Source organism: Dehalogenimonas sp. NIT-SK1, from assembly GCF_055384165.1.
Genome location: NZ_AP042352.1, coordinates 1,571,394 through 1,593,807, shown reverse-complemented (window position 1 = coordinate 1,593,807; position 22,414 = coordinate 1,571,394). Strand labels below are relative to the sequence as shown.

The window sequence follows — 22,414 nt, the reverse complement described above, 5'->3', positions numbered from 1 at the left end:
GGATGTACGATTGCAAACAGTCAGCGATACTGGGAAGTTGCACCTTTCGTGTCCCTCAGCTACCTGTTATTGATAGAACACCAAATCATCGTCAAGTTTGATATGATATCAGTAGTTTTTGAAGCATAGGAATCAGCCCCTTCTTCTCAAATAAAAGTTCGGTCACTGTCTCCCAGGGCCCACCAAAATATTAAAAAATATATTTGGCTTTAAGGTATTCTGGATCAGGTTTTGCTTCATTTTTTCCTAAAAAAGAACAAAAACCTGCGTATTACTGGATTCTGACGACTGATGAAGAAATATTAATTACTGATAATACCAGAACCTAAAACCGTATCTTCATCATAAAATACAACTACCTGCCCTGGTGTCGGCGCCATTTGAGGTTTATCAAAATACACTGCGACAAGGTTGCTGTTTACAGGTTCAATAAGTGCAGGGACCGGTGAGGCGTTAGACCTTATCTTAACCGTGACCTTCAGGCTAGAGTCTAAATTGGAGATTGAAATCCAGTTCAAATCAGTTGCTTTTAAGTCTTGTTTATAAAGAGCCTCTTTTTCGCCTACGATAATAACGTTATTATCGGGGTCAATCTTGTATACATAAAGTGGATTGGGTGAGGCTATTCCAAGTCCGTGACGCTGACCAACGGTAAAATAAGAGATTCCCTGATGATGTCCCAATATTTTGCCTGACTGGTCTAGGATACGACCAGGTTTTGCTTCATTGCAGATCAGTTGCCGATAACCACCGGCTATGAAATTCTGGCTTTCCTTTTTAGCTGCTACCGACAGATTAAGCTGGTCAGCCACCTGGCGGACTTTATTTTTGGTCATTTCACCCAGCGGAAATCGTGACATTTGTAATTGTTTCTGTGATAAACGGGATAAAAAATATGACTGGTCTTTATCGTGGGCTTGACCGCGTAGCAGTCGATAGCGGTTGGTAGCCGGGTCATAGTCTGTGCGAGCATAATGTCCCGTAATTACGAAATCAAATTCCAGACCGGATAACCTGGCCTTTTCAATAAGTGCCCCCAGTTTGACGGATTGGTTGCAGTGAACACAAGGATTGGGAGTTCGGCCTTTATTATATTCTCGTTTAGTGTAATCCAGCACTGAGGTGAGATATTCTTTTTCTAAATTGAAAATTTCCAGAGTGATACCTAAAGTTTCAGCTATTTTTTGGGCGTCTATCACGTTATCTAATTCACCGGGCCCGTAACAACCTTGTTTTTGGGTGATTTCCGATGTTGTATTATTGCCGCTGTAAGTGGTCATCATAATACCGGTGACATAATACCCCTGTGTTAGCATTAGCGCAGCCGCAACAGCCGAATCTACGCCACCTGAGAGAGCTGCTAAAACTCTACTAGCCTGCATGCGGTATTTTTCTTAACCCCCACTGTTTTTAGTATGCGCGTAATTGTTATTTCACGATGGTTTTATAGTAGAGAATTGCCTATTAAAACGGATATTGCGGATACACTACCGCTGATGAACATACCCCATATAATATCAGCTAATACGACTTTTATAGGCCAATTTTTCAAAGTAGCCAGATTACTCAGGTCATAGGTGGCGTAAGCCACCAGTCCAAATAACGCGCCGTATGACATAGTCTGAAGAGTTGATTCTTTGTCGATTGCTGGGTAGATAACGAAGAACATCAAGCCAGTGATATAGATAAAATAAAAAACCAGTGCCGGCTTGATGTTGAACCTGTCCCTGAGTAGTCCGGCAAGTTGCTTGCGATAAAAACTTTTCGCGATGACACCCAGCCATAAGAAGTCAATTGCCAGGAATATGAACCACGTAAGTATGAAAAGCAACCCTAACTGTGTTATATCCATCTCTCACCTTTATTATTATTCGGATCTTACTCATTATAGGGGATTTTACATAGAGTGATATACTTTTATTAAATAACCTAAAAATCAGGAGAGACAAAATGGAGTTACCTGAATTATTATTGGTGGCAGTTTTTACCATTTTTGTTTATATGTCGGGTAACTTTATATTGGCTTTATGGCGCAAAGATAACAGTTTGGCTGATATTGCCTGGGGTCCGGGTTTTCTACTGGTGGCAGCGGTGGGGTTATTTTTTTCAGGAAATGAGACATTGAGGCAATGGATAGTGTTGGCTTTGGTGGCAGTATGGGGGCTGCGTCTGGCTGTCAGGATATACAGGCGTAACCATGGTAAAGGTGAGGATTTTCGCTATCAAAAGTGGCGCGAAGAATGGGGCAAGCACTGGATAATACGCAGCTATTTTCAGGTTTTCATGTTGCAGGGATTATTTATGTGGCTTATCTCATTCCCTTTAATAATTATCAATAGTAATAGTATCCACTCACTCGGCTGGGTGGATTACCTTGGTATATGTGTGTGGCTGACAGGGTTCATTTTTGAAGCGGTAGGTGATGCCCAGCTGGATAGGTTCTTGAGAAACCCAAATAACAGGGGACGGATTTTGGATTCCGGTTTATGGCGTTATTCGCGTCATCCCAATTATTTTGGTGAAGTATTACAATGGTGGGGGATTTTTGTAATAGCTTTATCAGTTCCAAACGGCTGGATAAGCATAATAGGCCCGTTGACAATAACGGTTTTAATATTGAAAATATCCGGCATACCTTTACTGGAAAAAAGTATGGCTAAGAATCCAGATTTCAAGGCATATCAATCCAGGACAAGTGTATTTATTCCTTGGTTTCCGAAGAACTAAGATGTATGGTGTCTGACACTTTCAAACAAATCAGTTTCAATTGATTGTTGTTTGGTCGTTAGAGCCAGATGAAAAAGCCCCTGGTTAAGGCCAAATCTATCCAAAAGGGCTGATAACAGTCGACGCAGCGAAGTGCCTTCCATTTGGCTTCGGTGGCAAGAAGCGGCAACGCGTTGCATCTTGACAGCTTGTTTGTCTAGTTTTATTTTTGTCGTGACCGGCAGGGTGTGATTGACAATAACTGTTAAGTCGATGTCGTGATTGCGGCCGAAACGTTTGGGATTTCGACCGAGCAAGGGCAATATTTTGACCATTAATTTCAGCAGGCGGTGCGAGAATACATTGTAATATAATTTCTGTGGTTGGAAAGGCTGTCCGGTTTCCGGAAACTGAGCACTATCACCGGAAGCTTTGAAGGCGGCCGTGGTAGCTTTATTAACAATTATGTGATCCAAATGACCGTAATCACCTCCGGGTTCATGAGTGAGGATGACTTGGGGTTTGATATCCCGAATAACCTTAACTAGTCTGCTGACCACTTCATTTATTGGAGCCATGCTTAGAGATTTGGGATGAGTGTTGTCCGGACTCCCGGGCATACCGGAATCACGGTATCCCAGTAAAAACAGCCCGGAAAGCCTCAATTCCTTTACTGCGCATTTCAATTCTGCGTTTCGCAATTCATGAATTGAAATAGAGTTTTTCAGGTGAGACTTGTTAACCGTGCCAGATTCTCCGCCGGTGGCACAAATATAATAGACTTTAACCCCAAGTCTGGCGTAATGAGCCAGCGTTGCTCCGGGACCGAAGGTCTCATCATCAGGGTGGGCTCCCACAAAAAGTAATTTATTTTCCGAACTCATCGAAGACCTCTTACAGAACTTGTTATTTTAGTTTATATTTCATTGACAAGCCAAATTAAACCTTTGGCAAATACTAACTCTTATCTTAATAGGGCGTTGTATCTTGTATCAATCTAACTATGATACAAGGAGACGATAGTACATGACACTTAAGCGAGTTTTCCTGGGTTTTGTTCTTACTGGGGTTTTACTGGTATCGGCGGTCGGTTGCAGTCCCGGTGAAGACGAGGGCTCAGAAGCACAGCAAATTAATTTGGACTGGGATTTTAGCGAAGGAGCAGTCGGATGGCAGTCAGGATGGGTGGAATATGGCACAGATCAGGATATCCAGGCTGATTCTGGCATCAGAACTTTGCCTGATGAACTGGAAATTGATGGGACCGGGTTCTATATTCAATCAATGAACGGTTCAGATGATGTTTTTATGTATTTGTATCGCGGGCTTACTACCACTGAAGGGGTTGTTGCCGGACAGGAATACCAGGTGAATTTTACCATCACATTTGCATCTAACGCACCTTCAGGTTGCATGGGCATTGGCGGGGCACCGGGAGAAGCGGTATATCTCAAGGCAGGAGCTACGGATAATGAACCTGAAGCATATCAGGATGAGAATGGTTTCTGGTTACTCAATGCGGACAAAGATGGCGGCAATAGCGGTGGCGGTTCGGCGGCATCTATAGTAGACGTAATTGCCAATGGGCTGGCTTGTGAAGATGTTGATCTTAGTGACCCTCAATATATCTCTCTGGAACGAGAGCATCAACACAGTCATACAGTAACGGCAAATGACAACGGTGAAATCTGGCTGATTGTAGGAACCGATTCAGGATTTGAAGGTCTGACCAGTCTGTATTATCAGAGTATTGGTGTTACTCTTGAGCCGGTTAGTAACTAAGTAAATTTAAATATGCCAGCTAATGGGGAGCTATATTAGCTCCCCATTAGCTGGGCTACGGCCCATATTACTATTCAGATGATAACTCCTTGAATATCTGGCTCATCCGTAACTGGGTGTCTTTGTCACGTTCTTTAACCTTCTGCATATCTGCCAGTAAACTTACTTCGCGACTAATGAAATCGGTATCGAGGTCACCGGAGACGAATCTTGGATTTTCCATTATAGCTTTATGCAAGGCCAGATTGGTGTCAACACCCACAATAATATATTCACTTAAGGCACGACGCATGCGCTTAATAGCTTCATTTCGATCGCGGCCCCAGGAGATGAGCTTACTAATCATGGGATGATAACAATCGGGAATTGTGTAACCTTGATGGACCCCAGAATCTACCCTAATACCCATTCCGCCCGGGGAACGGTAACCTTTAAGCTCGCCTGGTGAGGGCATAAAATTGCGCAGAGGATCTTCAGCATTCACCCGGCACTCAATAGCCCATCCGTAATGGGTGATATCTTCTTGTTTTACAGATAGGTCTAATCCAGTAGCAATATTGATTTGCTCTTTGACCAGGTCTATTCCGGTGGTCATCTCAGTCACCGCGTGTTCGACCTGAATCCTGGCATTGACTTCCAGAAAATAAAAACGTCCCTCCGAAAAAATAAATTCAATGGTTCCAGCACCGACATATTTAATAGACCGAGCCAGATTAACTGCGGCTGCTCCCATTTCAGTCCTTTGTTTTGGGGTAATTGCTGTCGATGGGGCTTCCTCTATTACCTTGGAATGGAAGCGTTGAATGGAGCATTCACGCTCACCCAGGTGGACGACATTGCCTTTACCGTCAGCCAATATTTGGAACTCTATATGCCTGGGGCGTTCAATGTATTTTTCAATATAGACACTGGCGACACCGAAATATTTTTGAGCCATCTCAGGGGAGGAATTAAGCGCTCGTTGCAAATCATCGTCATTATGGGCAATAACCATACCGATACCGCCACCACCTCCCGCTGGTTTTACAATGAGGGGATAACCGATATCACCTAATTCGTCCTGTAAAACGGAGAAATCGGCCGGACATTCACCGGTGCCGGGAATTACCGGCACTCCGGCTTTTACAGCTTCTTCACGAGCAGTAATTTTATTTCCGGTAAGTTCCAGAACGCTGGCAGGAGGTCCGATAAATATAATCCCGGCTTTTTCACAGGCTCTGGCAAAAGACGGGTTTTCCGACAAAAAGCCGTAGCCGGGATGAATGGCTTCAGCTTTACAACTTTTAGCTATTTCAATGATTTTTTCCATATTGAGATATGATTCGGTTGCCGGGGGTGGGCCGAGTAAGAAAGCTTCATCGGCATAACAGGTAAAAAAGGCATCCTTATCGGCTTCAGAATAGACGGCAACCGTATTGATTCCAAGTTCACGACAAGCCCGCATGATACGGACGGCGATTTCGCCGCGGTTGGCTACCAGTATTTTGCTTATCATACAAAAATCTCCCTGAATGAGTATTCAGCCTATATTAGCATAAACGAAGGTGCGGTATAAAAAGAAGAACCTTGGATTCAAGGTTCTTCTTTTTGGAATAGCGAAGCGATGGTTATTTAGGCTGCCCGATTGTACCCTTCTTTCACAGCCGCCAAGTCTAAAGGTGCTGTTACGATATCTTCGATGAGCGGAACGCATTCGCGCTGAAGTTTTCTTTCATCGGTTGTTTTTAGATAAGACCTGCAATTATTACAGGCTTCAGCCAAGTGAGCCCTGTCCTCCCCCAATGTCATTTGGCGCAATTCAACACGTTCCGGATTCTCGCAGATTGGACACTTGTGGCGGGGATAAGGCCATTCAGTTCGGCATAAGCCGCAGTATAGCTTACGAAAACCTTTCTCATCATAAATAACGCCGTACCTCGGTGGAACACCGCAGATTGGGCAGAACCCGGCAGTCCAAGGGATTTCCCTGTTCGTTATTATCGAGGAGTAAGCTTCAGCTTCCCTTTCATAAAAAGGTACCAAAAGGCTGTGTAAAAAGAAGGCAATGGTTTCAGTATTGAAGCTAGTACCCTCGGATAGTGTTTTTAAATCCAACCTATCCTCGATCAAGTCGGTGGATATGGCTGAAACATTATCACCATCAAGCTGTGGTAATTCCAAGATAAGGTTAACGGGAAAATCGGCTCCGGCAATCTCACTGAATACTTGTGCCAATTCTTTGGCCGCCTGACGGAAAAGATCATCCGGAATAACTGGCGGATTACCGGATAAAACGTGGGTTCCGGCGTTGAGGTTGTCCAGCCCCCAGTTAGATACGGCCGGAGCCGGCCCGAGACTTGCCCGGACCGACTCCTGTATTGCCAATATTTTCCGGTTGAGGTCAATGATCGGACTCAGATGCGGAAATTCCGCTTCATAGAGCCTTAACTCTTCAATTCTATGGTCGTAATTATTTTTACCCACTAAGCCGGTACAACCTCAGGGTCCATTTTAGATACAGATTCCGATAAACCTGCTTGTTGTTCGGAAAAAAGAGGCAGGTATTTGGCGGCCAGACGGAAAATGTACATGGCACCGGCGATTAATCCAAAAGTGAAGATGAATTCCCAAACGGTAGGAAAGTATTCACCCACCCGAGCCGGTGCATGGGAAATCACAAGGGTGCTGATGCGGTTCAGCATGACGCCAACGATAATCAGTCCCGAGCTCCATAAAAGGCCTGAACGTGATTCCCTTACCTTTTTGATGAAGATAAGAATAACCGGGATTATCATACCTAAGCCTACTTCAGCGAGGAAAAGCAGTCCGAACTCATCTACAGCAAAGGCTGATAAATTGCCTCCCTGGAAAAAATCGAAAAAGCGAACACCCAGGTAGACGATTAGTATCCAGGCCGCAATAGGCATGACCTTGGACAGCACGTCAATGCGGGCGGTGAGTTTCCAGGACTTAGCCATGATAAGACTGAAGAAGGTCAGCACTGCCAGGCCGAGAGCCATGGCCGAAATAACAAAGAGGTAGCCCATAAGCGGCTGATGCCACAGCGGGTGCTGGTCAGGGGTGATCAGGAACAGCGCACCCAGAGAAGATTGGTGAAGGAAGGAAAGGATGATGCCGAAACTGACCAGTGGTATGGCTAGGGCATGCTGGATTTTAGCGGCGTTGTTAAGACCGAATCGTTCAAAGATGTTGGGGCTGAACTCCAGGTAGAGGACGGTGAGGTACATCATGACGCACCAAGCCACCTCAAACATGATAGAGGCCGGCTGCCACATCCACAACGGATGAACGATGAGCGGGGTGCGGCCGAGGTCAATGGCGATGCCGATAGCGCCGATGGTGTAGCACAGGGCGGCGATCAGGATAGCCGGTTTGACCAGGGGGCGGAAGGTTTCAATGCGGAAGATGTAGACCAGGGCTGCCAAGACAAAACCACCAGCGGCCGAGGCGATATACACACCCACGTCGAAGGCAACCCAAAGGCCCCATGGCCAGTTATCTGATAGATTAGTTACTGCTCCGAGTCCGCCGACCAGTTTAGCCACTATTACGCCGATGGCGCCGAGACCGAGCAGTATCTGGACAATGCCCCAGAAGCTGAACAGAGGAATATTTCTGTTATTCATCTTTAGTGAGTCCCTCCTTTACCAGAAGTTACTCCGGCGCCTTTGGATTTCAGGCGCATGGTTCGGAAGTAGTAGGTACCTAGAAGGAATACGGCAATTCCCGCTATCTCGTATGGTATCTTGGAAAGAAATTCCCAAGTGTAATCCGGATAATGTTCCGTTTCTACTTCAGGGAAGCCTATTTCCTGGGGTGAAACGCCGGCTAGGAACATCACCTGAGTGCCGCCGGCTTCATTTTCGCCGTATACGTAATTATAGTATTTGTCAGGTCTCTGCTGGATTCTATTTTTGGCCGTGGCCAGCAACTGGTCTCTTTCACCATACATTATAGCGCTGGGCGGGCAAGTTTTTGAACAAGCCGGCTCTTCAGTAGGGTCCGGATTGGCGGCCCGGTCCCAGCACATAGTGCATTTGGCGATCTTATTCCAGGGGTCGGTATCACCATTTTCATCAAACCAGGTGAATTTGGGAATATCAAAGGGGCAGGCGTTTTGGCAATAGCGGCAGCCGATACAGCGCCCTTCTTCCCAAACCACGCGACCATTTTCTAGTTTCTGTAGAGCCCCAACCGGGCATACAGAAACGCAAGCCGGGTTGATGCAATGCATGCATCGTTTGGAAACAAAGTGCCACGAGATTTCACCGTTGGGTTTGGGAATCTCAAAGAATTCTACATGAACGTAATTATACGCGTTGAGTTCTACTGGATTAGTCATGGTTGGGCTGTAGCCGGTCTCAACACCAGGATGCAGGTTCCATTGTTTGCACGCACTCTGGCAACCGCGGCAACCGGTACATCTGACGGTATCAATTAAAAGTCCTTTAGCCATCTTTTAACTCCCCCTCCTGATAACCGGCGGTTCAATAGGTTTAGCCCGACCGGTGATTTGTGGCAGTTCACCACTACCGACACGTTCAATTTTGACCAGGAAAGCCTTAGACTCGGGAATCATGGTGTTAGCGTCACCGGCGTTAGGCGAAAGAGTGTTAGCACTTTCGCCAACTCCCAGTCCAGCCCAACCCCAGTGCCAAGGCATACCAACCTGGTGAATCGTTTTTCCAGCCAGGCTGAAAGGCTTGAACCGTTTAGTGACCATTGCCGGCAATTCTACGCTGCCGCGGGCTGAGCTAACTTTTACAATGTCACCCTGGCTTATATCCTTCTCATCGGCGAGTTCTTCGCTGATTTCGACAAAAGGTTTGGGAACCATTTCTACCAGCCATGGCAGGTTGCGGGTCATGCCGCCGGATTGCCAGTGTTCTACCAACCTGAAGGTGGTACAGACAATAGGGAATTCACTGCGGAGACCCTTGACATCCAGCCCGCCTTCCCAGATACGGAAAGTGGGATTATCCTGTTGGCTGCTCATTGCGTTATCAACAGGACTTTCCCATGGCTCGTAATGTTCCGGGAACGGGCCGTCAGCTAAACCGGGGCCAAAGATACTGGATACACCATCTGTTTTCATGATAAGAGGCAGATAACCCCCCTGGTTCATTGGAGGAGCTCCACCATCAGGTACATCTCCATCCCATTTAGCTTCAGCGGCATTCCATTTGATAACCGGTTTAGTCGGGTTCCAGGGGTTGCCGTCGAGGTCGACAGAGCAGCGATTGTAGATAATGCGGCGGTTGATGGGCCATGCCCAGGCATATTTGGAGTTCAGCCCTATGTTGAAAGGGCTGTCATCCAGGTCGCGCCGGGCCGCCATATTACCAGCTTCTGTATAACTCCCGCTATAAAGCCAATTGCCACTGGATGTGGTACCATCGTCTTTCAATCCAACGAAGTTGTTCATCAACTGGCCGGTGGTCAGGTCGTAACCGTTGTTTTCTTTAGCTACCTGATGCGGGTCGACATGGGAGCCGTAATTCCAGTCCAGTTTGGTTATGGCTTCCGCGTTCGGTCCCCCTTCAGAGTTATAGAGTTCCTGTAGCTTGAGAGTCAGGAGATTGACCATATCCAGGTCAGGCATGGCGTCACCAGGCGGGTCGACCGCCTTGTAGCGCCACTGCATCCAGCGGCTGGAGTTGGTAACAGATCCCTCCTTTTCGTAGGAGCAGGCTGCCGGCAGCAAAAACACTTCTGTGTTGATGCTGGATGGGTCAGCCCCCGGACGTTTCCAGAAATTAGCGCTTTCGATTTCCCATAGGTCGGAACAAATTACCCAATCTAATTTTTCCATGGCCTGGATGGTCTGGGTGTTGTTGGGACCGCTGATGATGGGATTCATACCCCAAATCATCAGCCCTTTAATGTTGCCCTCGTACATATTTTTGAATAAAGGAATCCATGAATAATTGGTACCGGCATCAATCTTGGGAAGCCAGTCGTAACCGAAATCATTGTCCGGTGTGCCGTTGGCGCCGTACCAAGATTTCAACATACTGACAGTATATTTTGGCCGGTTTTTCCACCAGTTTAAACTTTTGGGATCATTAGAATGAGGTGTCGTTCGGGCGTTATAGTCCGCCAAAGTGTAATCGGTGTCCATGAACATGGGCAGGTACCCTGGCAGGATGTGGAAGAGAAGACAGTAATCGGTGGCGCCCTGTACATTGGATTCACCGCGCAGGGCATTGATGCCCCCGCCGGCTAGACCGATATTACCCAACAGCAATTGTAGAATACAATATCCACGGATAATCTGGGTGCCATAGGTATGCTGAGTAGCGCCCATGGCATACATGATGGTCATGGTTTTGTCGGGAACACCGGTTGCGGTAACCAGGTCTGCTATTTCCTGAAGCTTGGCTTCAGGAATCCCCGCAATCTCATTAGCCTTGGCGAAGGTATAGCGGGAAAAATGCCGTTTCAAGTGCTGGAATACGCAATTCGGATCCTGCAGGGTTTTATCCCTTTTTGGAACCCCATTTTCGTCCAATTGGAAAGCCCAGGTGGATTTGTTGTAGCTGCGGGTAGCGGTATTGTAGCCGCTGTAGAGTCCGTCAAGATCCACCGGTCCCTTGAAGTCAGGATTAACCAGGAATGGAGCATTGGTATACTCGGTAATATATGTGAGATTGTAATGGTCAGGCCTGGCTTCAATATCAGTGATCACATAGTTGATAAGAGCGCCGATAACTGAAATATCAGTACCTGATCTCATCGGGGCATAGACATCAGCTTTAGCTGAAGAACGGGTGAAACGAGGGTCAATGGATATGACCTTGCCGCCCGCTGATTGAGCTCTCATTATATGGGTATATGAGGCCGGATGATTTTCGGCAGGGTTGGCGCCGATAATCAAAATGAGATTGGCATTCTGAACATCAGTCCAGTGGTTGGTCATAGCACCGCGTCCGAACGATTCCGCCAAACTGGCGACAGTTGAGGAATGTCAGAGGCGGGCTTGTGTTTCCATGTACACGATGCCCAGGCTTCGGAGCATCTTAACCAGAAGCTGACACTCTTCATTGTCCAGACAAGAACCGCCCACCATAGCGATTGCTTCAGTGCGGCGTACTAAATTACCTTTGGCATTAGTTTCAATCCAGTTCTCATCACGAACTTTTTTTATCCGCTTAGCCATTTCAGTAATAGCCCAGTCCCATTCTTTTTCCTCCCATTCGGAGGCGCCGGGCGCACGGTATTTTACTTTCTGGAGTCGACGCGGATTATTATGGAGTTGGGCGATGGATGCCCCCTTGGAACACGCCCCTCCTTGGTTTACCGGATGATTGGGATCCCCTTCAAGATTAGTAAGGCGGCCTTGTTCATCTGTGTAACACAGAAAGCCGCATCCCGAGGCATCATAAGGGCAGATGGTGTAAGTTTCCTTGACCCATCTGGGGCGGTCGGCTATCGGAGCAGCCGATTCAGCCATGGGACCCCTGAAAAGACCCGCTGTGGCAAAGAGTCCGGCAACTCCGCCACTGGCCTTCAGGAAGTCCCGTCTGGTGACTTGAGACTTCATGTATACCCTCCTTATTTAATTGTCCAAGCACTGTCTATTATTAAGCCGATTGCGGCTTTTACAGTTTTAAACCTCTTATCAAAATTACAATAGGACAAGTATTAGGTGGTACTAATCCTACTGGGGGTAATAATACCACCGGGTATAAGCCGTGTAAAACTGAACAATATACAAGCTAGGATAAAAATGTCCAACAATAAGGTATAATGGGGATTAATATTATAATTATAGTATAATAACTCAGAGTTATTAAATATAATGTAGAAGATGAGCTCTAATTTTTGTTAAAAATTAGGGCGGTGCCGTTTGCCAATACTCCTGAATCGCCGCAGCCATAAAGGCTGAGGTTTGATTTTGGTACGTTCAATTACCAATTTTTCGGATTCTGTGAATTGATGGGCTGAATTTCGATTGGGGTGAGGTAAAGAAAAACCCTTTAGACCCCACATTATTACTACATCTAGATTAGCTGGTGGGTTTCCGTTCTCAACGAGGTAAAAGATTTCTGTTCTCGTTTTATCCGGCAGGAATGTAAAAAAATCCCCCTTTTGCTGTTTTTCCGTGCGATGAAGCGCCGATAATGGAATATTAATATCTGATCGACCTATATGACCGATAAGCTTAGCCGTTTCAAGTTCAAGTTTTGCGGGCAGCTTGCGCGTTTGGTATACCGTGTTTTTAAGGTAACAGAATTCATATAAGTAATCAGGATGAATATTGATAATTAATAATTCGGGATGTTCGGAAAACAATCCGGTGACAGCAATACTAAGATAAGGCGAGCTTATTTGGGTTTCGGTTAGAACAGTTTCCAGCTTATGCCATACTTTGGTGGGTAAAATAACGCCGCAGAGCTTACCTTCATGGTTAAAAGCCCAGTATAGAATTCGGTCATTGACCCTCGGTGATACAGGACCTCCCCACAGCAATAAATATGTATCGTTAGATACTTTCATTTGGAAATCATTTTAGTCAGATGGCTTCCTCCAGTCAAAAGCACATCGCATGACACTAACAATTTGCGGGCGTATAATATACATCATAATGTTCAATATTTGTTTATTTTGGAGTTGCCTTGGATAAAGCCGGTGAATTTCAAAGGTTGGTAGAAATCATTGATGTTCTGCGCTCACCACAAGGTTGTTCATGGGACCGAGAGCAGTCCCACCTTTCCATTCGTGATAGCTTATTGGAAGAGTGTTATGAAGTCCTTGAAGCAATTGATACTCTTAACATGAATGACCTTCAGGAAGAGCTGGGAGACCTTTTAATGCAGGTGGTTTTTCATGCCCGGATCGCCGAAGAAAATGGTGATTTTACCATCAAGGAAGTTATTGAAAGTGTTGTGACAAAATTGGTTAGGCGTCATCCGCATGTTTTTAGTATATCCAGTGTTGCTGATTCTGAAGAGATTCTAAGGCAATGGGAGGAAATAAAAAAAGAAGAGAGACCTGAAGGGGTCTCAATGCTGGATGGGGTGCCGACAACTATGCCGGCCCTTGCCTACAGCCAGGAGCTTCAGAGTCGAGCTGCCAGAGTAGGCTTTGATTGGGATGGGGATGACGGGATTATGGATAAACTTGCGGAAGAAATTGGAGAATTGAGACGGGCTAAAAACGATGAAGAAAAAGAAGAAGAACTGGGTGACATATTTTTTACTGTAGTCAATTATGCTCGTCGTCAGGGGATTGATGCTGAAAGCTCACTCCGAAGTGCAGGGCGTAAATTCCAAGAGCGGTTTCAGGCAATGGAAGCCTACTGTAGTGATCATGGTTTGGTATTCAGCAATCTTACCTTGACGCAACAAAATGAGCTTTGGGAGCGGGTCAAGGCGGAAAAAACAAACTAGTTGTGATAGCATATTAAGGATAATAAAGAAAAACACCAAGTGTTTTTACAAATGGTCGGGGCGAGAAGATTCGAACTTCCGACCTCAGCGTCCCGAACGCTGCGCGCTAACCAGGCTGCGCTACGCCCCGCCAGACGGATATTATATGCTTTGCGCACGGGCTAAAGCAAATAGGATGGTCATATGAAATACGTTGTACTTATCATGGACGGGGCTTCAGGATGGCCTCTGGAATCAATCGGCGGAAAGACTAGTTTGGACTCGGCTCAGACCCCAAACCTTGACCAAATGGCACGACGTGCCACGGTCGGCATGACCGGTACGGTACCCGAAGGAATGGAGCCTTCCAGCGCCTGTGCCTGTATGTCGGTGTTGGGTTATAATCCCCGGGTTTTTTATAAGGGACGCGCCGCTATTGAAGCCAGGAGTTTGAATATCAATGTTGCTGAAGACGAGACTGTCTTCCGGGCCAACCTGGTTACTGTTGAAAACGGCACAATGACCAGTTACGCAGCCGGACATATTTCTTCAGAAGATTCAGCGCACTTAATTGACACACTTAATGAAAAAATTGGATCCCCTGGTTGCAGGTTTTTCCCGGGAGTGGGCTATCGGCATATATTGAAACTAAAAAATCAGCCGGAAACTTTACGGGCGGTTTGCACCCCACCTCACGATATACCAGATAAAAAAATTGATGATTATTTACCACAGGGCGACGGAAGTGATGTGCTAAAGTCTGTTATGCAATCTTCCGAAGATGTTTTGAAGAACCATCCAGTAAATGTCAGGCGCATTGAGCGTGGTGAATACCCAGCAACCGGTGTCTGGTTGTTCTGGGGCTGCGGCCCCCTGCCTTCGATGCCTTCATTTGAGGACCGCTATGGTATCACTTCGGCGATCACCTCTGGAGTGGACCTTTTACGCGGCTTGGGGCAGATGCAGGGCATGGACGTTCTTCAAATAGAGGGTGTCACTGATAACGTCGATAATGATTATGAGCGACAGATGAAAGAAGCGTTGAAGGCATTGGATAAGTACGATATGGTTGTAGTGCATGTGGAGGCGCCTGATGAAGCGGGACATTCGGGTGACATCGATGCCAAGATTAAAGCTATTGAACAAATTGACAGCTGTATGGTCGGGCAATTGCGTGATTACAAGAAGGACAAATTGCGTGTCCTAGTTATGCCGGATCATCCAACACCGCTGGAAACACGCACTCATGCCGCAGAGCCTGTACCCTTTATGATATGGGGTTCCGGTGTTCGTACAACCGGCGCCCGCCGTTTCACCGAAAAAGAAGCGATGGGTACCGGGACGACAGTCGCTGAAGCCCACTATTTGATGAGTCTGGTGGTAAGAGGTTAATAATGACTCCGAGGGAGGATGAAACTTACCGGTCAACAAGGTATGGAGGTCATCCACCTGCTTGTACTTGCGTATCCTGTTGTGAGGAACGCAGGGCAGGCAAAAAGCGCAATTTTGATGACGACTATGATATTGGCAGCGGTCGTGCTACCCCTTTATGGTTTTGGGCGGTTATCATCATTGTGGTGGTTTCCCTTGTGTTGACCCTGATACTACGGTAAGTGATCTCAAATAGCGTGATGGAAAATAATCAACCATTAGCCCCTTTTGAAAAACTCCGGCGACTTTCATTTTTTGCGTGGTTTCTCATCACGGCTTTTCTAATTTCGGCTTGTTCATTGAACCCAGCTTCTTCAGGTGATGGTATTATCCCACCCGAAACTCTGGGTCAGCCCGATATTAATAAGGGTTTCAATTCTATTGCCGGGGCTGTCATCTATGAAGACAAACAGCCCCCTTATGTATTGTATGACGGAGGCCCCAAAGTTTCTCTGAACAATAATCCGGCAGCAAGCAATCCTTCATGGGACCAACTGGTCAGTTTTATCAAGTCAGATTATACCGATAGAAGTGAGTACAGTGACAGCTATATGTGCGGCGGTTTTGCCCAAACGCTGCATGATAATGCTGAATCCAATGGAATCCGCGCAGGTTGGGTGGCAATTGATTTTTTCGACCGGGATATCGGACACGCGGCTACTGCTTTCCAGACCACTGACCGGGGATTAGTGGTAATTGACGCCACATCTTCATATAACACCGAAGGTTATAAATTGAGCAGCGCAACATTGAATGGTTATGATAAAGTGGTCTATATTAAAATAGGGGCAGATTACGGAGTAATTTCCCTTGAGGTTGCCAATTCACCCTTCTATAATGAATACCAGCTTTATTTAAACAATCTCGAAGACTTTGAAACGCTTGGTCAAGACTATGAGCGGCAGGTTAATGAGTATAATCAGGCGGTAAATTCGGGAAGTTACAGCTACGGTTACCTTAACAGCTGGTATCACCGGCTGGAAGATATGAAGCAGCAACTGGATGATTTAGCCGCGGAACTGGGTGGTTATTACTGGGAGAGCCTTGGGATGGTAAGTGCGGTAACTATTTTTTGGTGAAGTATTGAAGTCGATAATCGGTTTCTAAAAGAGTAATAAACCTTTTTTGCTGCTCTATGCTATGAGATAACAGGTATTTGCAGGAAAACAGGTTTAAGCGAGGTAAAATGGCAATAATCGTTCAAAAATACGGCGGCACCTCCGTAGGAGATGCTAAACGCATCAAGGCTGTCGCCAAAAGAATTATAGCTACCAAGGAAAAAGGCAATCAGGTGGTAGCTGTAGTGTCTGCGATGGGTGATTCCACCGACGACTTGATTGAGCTTGCCAGGTCGTTGACTGATAAACCGGACCCAAGAGAATTGGACGTGCTGATGTCAACCGGTGAAATTGTATCCTCCACGCTGCTGGCGATGACATTGAAGCAAATGGGGCATGACGCCATTAGTCTTACGGGTGCCCAGGCAGGTATCCGTACTGACGGTTCCCATTCTCAAGCCCGCATTACCGATATTGATCCTGGCCGATTGCATCGTGAATTGCACCAGGGCAGAGTGGTGATTGTCGCTGGTTTCCAGGGTATTACCGAGAGCATGGAGGTAACCACATTGGGACGCGGCGGCTCAGACACCTCAGCGGTAGCTCTGGCTGCTACTCTCGGCGCTGAACTTTGTGAACGCTTTACAGATGTTGACGGCGTATATACCGCTGACCCGCGGGTGGTACCCAATGCACGCAGGCTCAAAGAAATCTGTTATGAAGAAATGTTGGAACTGGCCAGTTATGGGGCAAAGATAATGCATCCGCGCGCTGTGGAGTTGGGGCAAATCTACAATCTGCCTATTCTTGTGGCTTCAAGTTTTAACGATAATCCCGGCACAATCATTCATGGAGGAAAAATGGAAATCAGGAATAAAGTCAGTGGTATCGCCCATGATTACGATGTAGCAAAGATCACCATTATTGGGATACCGGACAAACCGGGCATTGCCGCTTCTCTTTTTGCGCCCCTGGCCAAAGCTGGAGTCAGTGTTGATACTATTGTGCAGAATGCCAGCGTAGCACGGATTACTGACCTGACCTTTACGGTGGCTGAATCGTCGCTGGATAAAGCTATGGGAGTCATCAGGCCTATTGCCAGAGAACTGGAAGCATCTGATATTGTCGCTGACCCTAATATAGGTAAAGTCAGCATTGTCGGCACTGGTATTCAAAGTTCACCAGGTTATGCGGCAAAAATGTTTCGGGCGCTTTATGACGCGGGTATCAACATTGACCTTATTGCCACTTCAGAGATACGGATAACCGTACTGATTGAGAAAGGGCGGGTTACTGAGGCCGTTCAGGCACTGCATGATGCCTTCAAACTGGAAACTGAAGATTAAGGTCATTGAGTAAAAATTAACAAAAAAACCAAAAGCCCGCTTCAAACGCGGGCTTTTGGTTTAATAGTGATTTGGTTGAGTTATGAGGCGGATACCACTTCCTTGACTTCAGGTATTTCACGTTTCAGAATGCGCTCAATACCATTCTTCAGGGTCATCTGAGACATGGGGCAACCGGCGCAGGCACCGGTCAGCTTAACCGTAACGATGCCGTCTTCACTAACTCCTACCAGTTCAACGTCACCGCCGTCAGCCTGCAAACTGGGACGGACTTTTTCCAGGACTTCCTTTACCTTCTCCTGCATTTAGACTCCTTATAAATCAATACAAATTTAGAAAACACTTACTTTCAAAGTACCACACCATTATTAGGGTGTCAATTTGGTATAATTTTATGAAGTGAAGGCGGTGATTCACAGTTCAGGGGAATTTGTCATAAGCTTAGCTGGTGCTATAATAAAAACTAGAATTATGATTCGCCCAACACTTGATACTCCAAGACTTATTCTGCATCCTTTCCGTATTGGTGATGCCGATGAAGTGACCAGGCTGGCGAATGACGAAGAACTATCGCGTTACGTTCCAGCGATACCTTATCCTTACCCCAAAGACGCGGCGATAGAGTGGCTGTCGACGCACCAGCGAAAATATGATGAAGGTGAAGAGGTAGTATTCGCTGTCAGCAGGAAAACAGATAACCGGCTGATAGGAGCCATCGGTCTTATAATAACACCAGAACACCGGCGAGCCGAGTTAGGATACTGGATCGGCCGGGAATTCTGGGGAAATAATTATGCTACTGAGGCAGCGCAGACAATATTGGACTATGCTTTTACCAAACTTGGATTGGAATCCGTTTCCGCCAACCACTTAAGCCCCAATACAGTTTCGGGCCGGGTGATGCGGAAAGTAGGCATGAAATATGAGGGCTGCCGACGCAATTACTATTTTCATCGCGGTGAGTTTTACGACGCGGAAATGTACAGTATTATCAGGGAAGAATATATTAGTTGACGGCTTTTTTCTATTCATTAGTTATTGACCGGGTACTCCAGAAGCTGCGGCGGACGATGCCGGAGTTTGCCGGCATGAAGCCCGGCCAAAAAGTGCTGGATGTCTGCTGCGGCACTGGAGACCAGGCGGTTCATTATGCCGAATTGGGGTTGGAATCATACGGTATAGACCTCGATGAGAGGATGATAGCCGCGGCTGAAGGACGGAAAACCGACTCCGGACGGGGCAATATCCAGTTTCAAAAGGCAGACGCCACGGCTCTGCTTTTTAGGAACCGCTATTTTGATTACGCCACCATTTCCCTGGCTCTGCATGAAAAACCATGGGAGGTACAGCAACAGGTTGTCGAGGAAATGCGGCGGGTGACTAAAAGAGGTGGCTCTATTGTGCTGGCTGACTTCAGTGTGCCGGCTGGACGGGTAATAAGACTGGTGGAAGGAATGGTCGGTGGCGAGCATTATACCTGCTTCAAAGCGTATCAGGCGGCCGGGGGGCTTAAGGCACTGACTGAGTCTCTAAAATTGAAAGTTGTTAAACGAACGGCTGTCAGCGGGATTTCTGTAGAAATGCTTCTTATACAAAATTAGAAAAGGGATGATAATGGCAGAAAAAGTTACAATTGATAAAGGTTTGTGCAACGGCTGCGGCGTATGCGTAGCTATGTGTCCCAGACAGATACTGGAGATTGACCCAGAGACCGAAATTTGTCGGGTAACCGACGCTGATAAGTGTGATCAGTTGGGCGGTTGTGAATACCAGTGTCCCACCGGAGCAATTACCGTTGACCCGACAGTTACCTAAACCTATTTCAGCCAAAGTGTTCGGCCGTCGGTAAGCAGGGTAATGGTACCGGAAAGGTCATTTCTTAAAATCCCGCCTTCCACGCACCAGCTTTCCAGCGCGGCGATGACCTCCGGCAGGGGATGACCATAATTATTCTGTCCGGACTGGATAGCGGCGAATTCAGGGCGGTTGACCGCAAGAAATGCTTCGCCGGTGGAGCCACCGGAACCGTGATGCGCAACCTTGAGTACTGTGGTATCCGGTATCAGGCGCTGGTAGATTAGTTCGTGTTCCGCCTTTACCGGCAAATCGCCGGTAAACAAGAATGATATATTGCCGTATTCCAGGTTGATTACTACCGATGAAGCGTTGGTGTCACCGTTTGAGGCATCTATCGGGTTGAGTATTTCAAGTTCCATTCCCCCTTCCAGCCGCAGCCTCTGTCCGGCGCTCACCGCGGAATAAGGAGTATTTTTTTCTTCGACCAGCTGGGTCCATTCACGGTACAGAGAAGAGGAGCTTCCTGTGTCTGAATGAATGATGTGATTAACATTATAACGCTTGAGGGCTTCCATAAGACCGGTCAGATGGTCAGAATCGGCGTGGGTTACCACCATCAGCTCTATGGTGCGGTTCCAGAACGGCATTTTTTCGCCCAGGGCTTGAGCCAGCCGCTGTGGCGACGGGCCGCCGTCAATGAGGATGTCCTGTCCGGCCGGTGTGCGTATATAAACAGCATCTCCCTGGCCGACATCCAAATAGCTTACCTGCAGCCGGCTGCCGCTGTCCGCTATCAGCCCGGCGGGAACGGCTATAAGGGCAATCGCCGCTAACGTAATGGTTAACACTGCTCCGCGCGGTCGACCGATTGAAGCTGCCGGGCGCGGAACCGCGGGCTCAATGTTTCGGTGCCATCGCCGCAGCCACCAAGCGATTGCGCCCAGCAGGGTATAAAAGCCCCAGATAATGGCGGGGTTAATATTTTCCATTTCAAACGGAGGGAACTGGCTGAAGAAACCGATAATGTGCAGCAGGTAGGTCAAGCCAATCCAGGTGAGCGCGGCAAATGGTACAGCGATAATGGGGTTGATAGCAGCCGCGACTCCGGTAAACAGCCCGGCAAAGATTACCAGTGGAACTACCGGCATCGCCGCAACGGTTGCCGCGCCGCCGACGACTGATATGGTGCCGAAGTAGTAGACTATCAGTGGCGCCACGCCGGCCAATGCCGAAGCGGTGACCGCTAGCCCGGCACCGAGGTAATAGGCAAAATTATAAAAACGGTTGTTGCTTCCGGGAAATCCCGCTGTTAAGCGGCGAACGAGTGTTTCCAGCGGCGGCAGCAGGAAAATGATGCCGGCCATAGCCCCGAAACTCATCTGGAAGGAGGCCGACCAGAGCAGTTGTGGGTTGGCGGCCGTCATCACCGCGGCGGCCAGACACAGCGCCGGCAGGGCTGACTTCTGGCGGCCGAAAAGCTCGGCCAGTAGAAAGACTGAAGCCATGACAGCGCCCCTGATTACCGGCGGGGCCAGCCCGGACAGGATGACAAATATCCAGATGGCGGCCATGGCCAGCCAGACATACCAGTAACCGCGACGTCCCAGCAGCCCCCTGGCAAGGAGTAATATAGCTCCGGCCACAATGCCCAGGTGAAGTCCGGAAATAGCAAGCAGATGGGCGGTGCCGGAGACGGCAAACTGGTCACGCACTTCATCGGGTATACCGGATCGCAGACCAAGAGTCAGTCCCTGGGCCAGTGAAGCGTGGGGTTCGGGCAGCGCGGTAGCCAGACCTTCGGCCATAGCTGACCTGACGGAATATATACCGCTGAGCAGCGCGTTGTCGCCGGTGTGTTCTACTTGTAATACCTCCGGATAAAGCACTGTGGCATAGATTTCGTCCCGCGCCAGGTGGGCGCGCCAGTCAAAGGTTTCGAAAACGGGCGGCTCAAGCAGTTTCCCGCTCACGGTGATACGATCGCCATAGGCAAATTCCGGGAATGGCGGCAGATAGGCCAGCACCGCTCCGGTTACTTCTTTCTGGGTGTTATCAGTTTCTATTACCAGTTCCGAAAGGCGCAGGGCCTGTGATTTTTCCTTTGCCTCCGGCATACGACTGATAGTGCCTTCTATGCTGGAAATCTCAGTTTCGATATATTTAGCGACGTGGTTTTCATCAATAGCGTTCAGCCCTGACCCGTAATAGAAAGCCCCTCCGGTCAACAGCAACCCGGCCAGGCCGAGGGTTATGCCGATAGACCGCCAGCGGCGGCGCCAAGCCAGCAGCAGGGGCAATATGGCCACCGCCGCCCACCAGATTGACGGGGATAACTGCGCTCCCAGCCAAATTCCGATTATCCAGGCCAGTGACAGCGTAATAAGCGCCAATTATTGCCCCGATACCGTAACCAGGTTTTTGAGTGACTCAAAAGTAGCCTGCCCGAAACCTGGTACTTTCATCAGTTCCATGATGTTAACGAAAGAACCATGGGTTTCCCTGTAGTTGATGATGTCGGCAGCCCTGGCTTCGCCGACGCCGGGCAGCGCGGTAAGTAACCAGTTTTCAGCGGTGTTGAGGTTAACTTTCTGGGGTGAATCCATGTCCTGGCTGACTATCAGCTTCAAGCTGGATTCCTGGGTTATGCCGCCAGCTGCCTGGAGCAGGTTTTCAATGGTATCCCCGGTCTTCAGGGGATAGATGCCCGGCAGGGTTACGCTGCCTTCAATGGCGACGCTTTCGAAAAGAGGTGGTTCGGTGGTCGGGGTATATATTTCGATATAATCAGGATCGGAGCAGGCCGAAAGCAGTAATATTAAAGGGATTAGAAGAACAGCCGCAATCAGCTTCAGTTGCTTGCCCATGTTATCTCCCGCGGTTAAAATTTCCTTAGGCTATAACATCAGCAGATAGGCGTCAAGAG

Annotated in this window: 21 protein-coding genes and 1 tRNA gene; 9 read left to right on the top strand and 13 right to left on the bottom strand. The window is 47.7% G+C overall.

Annotated elements, in window-relative coordinates; all coding sequences use genetic code 11:
• Positions 1-302 precede the first annotated feature (302 nt).
• Both mnmA and ACZ48S_RS08275 read right to left on the bottom strand, forming a co-directional pair.
• The gene (gene mnmA / locus ACZ48S_RS08280; RefSeq protein WP_464212533.1) at positions 303-1,382 is read right to left on the bottom strand and encodes a tRNA 2-thiouridine(34) synthase MnmA; all 1,080 of its coding nucleotides are present in this window, start codon (positions 1,380-1,382) and stop codon (positions 303-305) included.
• A gap of 62 nt (positions 1,383-1,444) precedes the next feature.
• Positions 1,445-1,852 carry a DUF2177 family protein gene (locus ACZ48S_RS08275; RefSeq protein WP_464212530.1) on the bottom strand — a complete coding sequence of 136 codons (408 nt, stop codon included), beginning with the start codon at positions 1,850-1,852 and terminating at the stop codon, positions 1,445-1,447.
• A gap of 98 nt (positions 1,853-1,950) precedes the next feature.
• On the opposite strand from ACZ48S_RS08275, the gene ACZ48S_RS08270 reads away from it, so the two are divergent.
• Positions 1,951-2,727: a DUF1295 domain-containing protein gene (locus ACZ48S_RS08270; RefSeq protein ID WP_464212528.1), complete on the top strand. Its 777-nt coding sequence runs from the start codon at positions 1,951-1,953 to the stop codon at positions 2,725-2,727.
• On the opposite strand, the gene ACZ48S_RS08265 is transcribed toward ACZ48S_RS08270, so the two are convergent.
• Complete coding sequence (locus ACZ48S_RS08265; protein ID WP_464212526.1) at positions 2,724-3,590, bottom strand: PIG-L deacetylase family protein; 867 nt, start codon at positions 3,588-3,590, stop codon at positions 2,724-2,726. The genes ACZ48S_RS08270 and ACZ48S_RS08265 overlap by 4 nt on opposite strands.
• A gap of 142 nt (positions 3,591-3,732) precedes the next feature.
• Between ACZ48S_RS08265 and ACZ48S_RS08260 the strand changes: the two genes are divergently transcribed.
• Positions 3,733-4,488 (top strand): hypothetical protein, encoded by a 756-nt coding sequence (locus ACZ48S_RS08260; protein ID WP_464212524.1) that lies wholly within the window; start codon positions 3,733-3,735, stop codon positions 4,486-4,488.
• 70 nt (positions 4,489-4,558) lie between these two features.
• Here the strand turns inward: ACZ48S_RS08260 and ACZ48S_RS08255 are convergent, their stop codons facing one another.
• The 6 genes from ACZ48S_RS08255 to ACZ48S_RS08230 form a co-directional block, all read right to left on the bottom strand.
• Positions 4,559-5,983, bottom strand: coding sequence for an acetyl-CoA carboxylase biotin carboxylase subunit (locus tag ACZ48S_RS08255; RefSeq protein WP_464212522.1), 1,425 nt, complete (start codon positions 5,981-5,983; stop codon positions 4,559-4,561).
• Between the two features lie 116 nt (positions 5,984-6,099).
• On the bottom strand, positions 6,100-6,951 hold the full coding sequence (locus ACZ48S_RS08250) for a formate dehydrogenase accessory protein FdhE (RefSeq protein ID WP_464212520.1): 852 nt from the start codon (positions 6,949-6,951) through the stop codon (positions 6,100-6,102).
• A complete protein-coding gene (gene nrfD, locus ACZ48S_RS08245; RefSeq protein WP_464212518.1) occupies positions 6,951-8,114 on the bottom strand; it encodes an NrfD/PsrC family molybdoenzyme membrane anchor subunit in 1,164 nt (387 codons plus the stop codon). The genes ACZ48S_RS08250 and nrfD overlap by 1 nt, the downstream gene beginning before the upstream one ends.
• Positions 8,115-8,116: 2 nt before the next feature.
• The gene (locus tag ACZ48S_RS08240; RefSeq protein ID WP_464212516.1) at positions 8,117-8,944 is read right to left on the bottom strand and encodes a 4Fe-4S dicluster domain-containing protein; all 828 of its coding nucleotides are present in this window, start codon (positions 8,942-8,944) and stop codon (positions 8,117-8,119) included.
• Between the two features lie 3 nt (positions 8,945-8,947).
• Positions 8,948-12,031 (bottom strand): formate dehydrogenase-N subunit alpha, encoded by a 3,084-nt coding sequence (gene fdnG / locus ACZ48S_RS08235; RefSeq protein ID WP_464212514.1) that lies wholly within the window; start codon positions 12,029-12,031, stop codon positions 8,948-8,950.
• A 284-nt stretch (positions 12,032-12,315) separates the two neighbouring features.
• Positions 12,316-12,987, bottom strand: coding sequence for a hypothetical protein (locus ACZ48S_RS08230; protein ID WP_464212512.1), 672 nt, complete (start codon positions 12,985-12,987; stop codon positions 12,316-12,318).
• 119 nt (positions 12,988-13,106) lie between these two features.
• Between ACZ48S_RS08230 and mazG the strand changes: the two genes are divergently transcribed.
• Positions 13,107-13,880 carry a nucleoside triphosphate pyrophosphohydrolase gene (gene mazG / locus ACZ48S_RS08225; RefSeq protein ID WP_464212510.1) on the top strand — a complete coding sequence of 258 codons (774 nt, stop codon included), beginning with the start codon at positions 13,107-13,109 and terminating at the stop codon, positions 13,878-13,880.
• Between the two features lie 52 nt (positions 13,881-13,932).
• On the opposite strand, the gene ACZ48S_RS08220 is transcribed toward mazG, so the two are convergent.
• Positions 13,933-14,010: transfer RNA gene (locus ACZ48S_RS08220), tRNA-Pro, on the bottom strand.
• A 53-nt stretch (positions 14,011-14,063) separates the two neighbouring features.
• On the opposite strand from ACZ48S_RS08220, the gene ACZ48S_RS08215 reads away from it, so the two are divergent.
• From ACZ48S_RS08215 to ACZ48S_RS08205, 3 genes are all read left to right on the top strand, one after another.
• Positions 14,064-15,251 (top strand): cofactor-independent phosphoglycerate mutase, encoded by a 1,188-nt coding sequence (locus tag ACZ48S_RS08215; protein WP_464212508.1) that lies wholly within the window; start codon positions 14,064-14,066, stop codon positions 15,249-15,251.
• Between the two features lie 338 nt (positions 15,252-15,589).
• Entirely contained in the window at positions 15,590-16,369 is a 780-nt protein-coding gene (locus ACZ48S_RS08210; protein ID WP_464212506.1) for a hypothetical protein, read from the top strand.
• Positions 16,370-16,476: 107 nt separating this feature from the next.
• Complete coding sequence (locus ACZ48S_RS08205) at positions 16,477-17,694, top strand: aspartate kinase (RefSeq protein ID WP_464212504.1); 1,218 nt, start codon at positions 16,477-16,479, stop codon at positions 17,692-17,694.
• Positions 17,695-17,774: 80 nt separating this feature from the next.
• On the opposite strand, the gene ACZ48S_RS08200 is transcribed toward ACZ48S_RS08205, so the two are convergent.
• Positions 17,775-17,999 carry a NifU family protein gene (locus ACZ48S_RS08200; protein ID WP_464212502.1) on the bottom strand — a complete coding sequence of 75 codons (225 nt, stop codon included), beginning with the start codon at positions 17,997-17,999 and terminating at the stop codon, positions 17,775-17,777.
• Positions 18,000-18,165: 166 nt separating this feature from the next.
• On the opposite strand from ACZ48S_RS08200, the gene ACZ48S_RS08195 reads away from it, so the two are divergent.
• Genes ACZ48S_RS08195 through ACZ48S_RS08185 form a run of 3 tightly spaced genes read left to right on the top strand, consistent with a single transcriptional unit; the run spans position 18,166 to position 19,509 of the window.
• Positions 18,166-18,708, top strand: a complete 543-nt coding sequence (locus tag ACZ48S_RS08195; protein WP_464212500.1) for a GNAT family N-acetyltransferase — start codon at positions 18,166-18,168, stop codon at positions 18,706-18,708.
• Positions 18,705-19,295, top strand: a complete 591-nt coding sequence (locus tag ACZ48S_RS08190; RefSeq protein ID WP_464212498.1) for a class I SAM-dependent methyltransferase — start codon at positions 18,705-18,707, stop codon at positions 19,293-19,295. Before ACZ48S_RS08195 ends, ACZ48S_RS08190 begins: the two co-directional genes overlap by 4 nt.
• A 13-nt stretch (positions 19,296-19,308) precedes the next feature.
• A complete protein-coding gene (locus ACZ48S_RS08185; protein ID WP_464212496.1) occupies positions 19,309-19,509 on the top strand; it encodes a 4Fe-4S dicluster domain-containing protein in 201 nt (66 codons plus the stop codon).
• A gap of 2 nt (positions 19,510-19,511) precedes the next feature.
• Here ACZ48S_RS08185 and ACZ48S_RS08180 read toward each other — a convergent pair whose 3' ends face one another.
• Complete coding sequence (locus tag ACZ48S_RS08180) at positions 19,512-21,881, bottom strand: DNA internalization-related competence protein ComEC/Rec2 (protein ID WP_464212494.1); 2,370 nt, start codon at positions 21,879-21,881, stop codon at positions 19,512-19,514.
• Entirely contained in the window at positions 21,882-22,355 is a 474-nt protein-coding gene (locus tag ACZ48S_RS08175; protein ID WP_464212492.1) for a ComEA family DNA-binding protein, read from the bottom strand.
• Positions 22,356-22,414: the final 59 nt, after the last annotated feature.